A 2,580-nucleotide genomic window follows, 5' to 3' on the forward strand; every position below is an offset into this window, starting at 1 on the left:
CATTCAGGTTTTTATCATACACCAAGAATAGGAGATGAAGTTATTATTTCATTTTTAGATGATGATATAGACAAGCCTTTTATTAGTGGGAGTTTATATAATGGGGTGAATACTATGCCACAATATAACTACCCAAGATACAAAAGAGAAATCGCTGAACAAACACTAAATTATCTAAATGCTATACCTATGTATAATAAAGGCTTAGATGAACTTAAACTACAAGAAAATACAGAATATAATCTAAATTATAAAAACGAACATTATCTAACTATCTCTAATTCTACTATAGGAAAAGATAATACCGATGCAAAAGCAAGAAATGAAATCACTTTAAAAAATGATATAGACAAGGAAGAATTTTACATTCTAGCACAAAAAGATTACAAAGAAGAAATAGGCAACAACTATGAGCAAACTATAAAAAATAACAAAACCTCAGAAGTAGGAGCTTTATATACCGAATTCATTACTTTAGGACATATGCAAAATATCATAGGTTTTAAAAATGTCAATGTAGGTGCGCAGTATCTAGAAAACACCTTGCTTTCTAAAGACACTAATGTGGGTTTAAGTAATACTTTGAATGTAGGAATTAGTAATGAAGTCAATATCGGACAAAACCACGAAGAAAAAATAGGAAATGATAAAAGAGTAATCATCAACAATAATCTAGAGCAAGATATCAAAAATGATTTTATCCAAAGAATAGGACATAATAAAAATGAAACCATAAAGGGTTCTTATGTGCTTCAAACCAATCAAAGTATAAAATTTCACTCCAAAAAAGATCTAAGTTTAGAAACAAATGAGTATTTCAAAGCTGAAGCTGATGATTCTATTAGTTTTAAAGCTAAAAATAATTGTTCCTTTACAGCTGATGAAATAAATACTTTAGCTAATAAAGAAAGCACTCTAATAGCACAAGAACAAATCATCTCTCAAGTAGGTAAAAATACCACTATCACACAAACAAAAGATAAGATTATACTACAAGTAGGAAAAATACAAGTAATTATAGATGATAAAGGTTTAAGAGTAAAAGGAGGTGATTTAAGAGCAGATTAAAAGCAATTTTCTTAAACTAAAACCAAAATCATAAAGAAAAATAATTTATAAAGAAAGAAAGGAAAAAATAAATGAAAAAACTAGAAGATATCAAAGCTATGAGTTTTGAAGAAAAAATGCAAATTCAAAAACAATTATTTGATTTTATTATTAATAATGACTTAGAAAATGTTAAAAATCTTTTAAAAGATTATCCCATAAAAGAAAGCTTTTATGAGGCGCATTTTACATACCATCATAATAATGAAGATTACGAGCTATCTTTATTTGATCCGGCAGCGAGCTTATTAAGGGCCGCATTTGCTTGTGAAGAAAATAATAATGATTTTTCTATTTTAGATTATTTATTTGATGAGTATGGTTTAAGTTTAAAAGATCCTAAATATAATTTTGCTTTTCCCGACATGAAACATATCAAAGAAGCTAATGATAAATATATTCTAATGAAAAAAGTAGAAGGAAATAGCATTATTTATCAAAAAGCTCTAATCTACGCATATATACTCAATGCTAAAAACCCAAATTCTCAAATCATACAATATCTAGTAAATCGTGGAGCTAAATTTGAAGTGCATAAAGATGGCTTTGGTTGGACTCCTATGCATTTTTGGGTTATGCAAAATAATTATGAATTATTAGAGCTAGCTATTAAAGGAGGGGCTAATGTGGATATGCAAACCTTGCTTGATCCAAAAAGCGAATATAATGAAACTCTTTTATTTGAAGCTGTAAAAGAACCTGAAACTTATAGGGTTACAAAGCTTTTAATCGAACTAGGAGCTAATGTAAATTTTGTTACCCCAAGAACTCCTTTAGATGATGCAAAAGGATCTAGAAATAAAAAACTTTTAAAAGATGCAGGAGCAATGACTTCAGAGCAACTTGATAAAAAATACAATATATACTGGGATAGCAAAGAGTGTGAAAAAGATAAAAGCTATATGGAAAAATACTGTAAACTTTTAAACGATGCCATAAAAAAAGCCAAGGAGAATGAGTAGAGTGATAAAAATTAACTTTACCGATGTCAATTTTCATATCAAAGAATTTCAAAAGGTCTATATACTAGAAAATTGCAAATTGTATTTTTATAAACCTTTTCATTTGCAAACAGAAGATAAAAACAGTGGAAAAAAATTTGAAGATAAAGAAGGGAAAATTCATCAAGAAAAAGAAATTAAAAAAATAAATTCTCAAGATCAATTAAATAAAAAAGCTGATATCGTAAAAGAACAAGCAAAAGATTATGCACAAAAAATTGATGAAGAGATAAACAAACTTGATGAAAACAATTTTACTTCAAACATACAAACACAAACCATAGAAAAACGACAAGATAAATTTAAAAACTATGATATATTTTACGATGTTTATACAAGTAAAGATAATGATATCAAAAGTTTAAATGAAGAGTTAAAATATAATAATGGCTTTGAAGTAAAAGATGGTATAGCTGAAGTTGGAGCAGAATTTTTTGACAAATGCTTTGAAAAAGGAATTTATGTTTTAATA

At 27.4% G+C, this 2,580-nt stretch carries 2 protein-coding genes and 1 pseudogene; all 3 read left to right on the plus strand.

All coding sequences use genetic code 11. The features are described 5' to 3' along the window. On the plus strand, positions 1-1,068 hold a 1,068-nt coding region (locus tag ACOTVC_RS08505), incomplete at its 5' end, for a bacteriophage T4 gp5 trimerisation domain-containing protein (RefSeq protein WP_421628322.1). 71 nt (positions 1,069-1,139) lie between these two features. Continuing rightward, a complete protein-coding gene (locus ACOTVC_RS08510) occupies positions 1,140-2,069 on the plus strand; it encodes an ankyrin repeat domain-containing protein (protein ID WP_421628324.1) in 930 nt (309 codons plus the stop codon). After that, a pseudogene (locus ACOTVC_RS08515) lies at positions 2,062-2,580 on the plus strand (hypothetical protein); the annotation flags it as partial. The gene ACOTVC_RS08510 and the pseudogene ACOTVC_RS08515, both read left to right, overlap by 8 nt.

It is taken from the genome of Campylobacter sp. GB48 (assembly GCF_049221845.1).
Lineage (GTDB): Bacteria > Campylobacterota > Campylobacteria > Campylobacterales > Campylobacteraceae > Campylobacter_D > Campylobacter_D lari_C.

Coding starts and splice junctions, on each gene's coding strand:
- ACOTVC_RS08510 (WP_421628324.1), top strand. CDS start 1,140: ATGAAAAAACTAGAAGATATCAAAGCTATGAGTTTTGAAGAAAAAATG.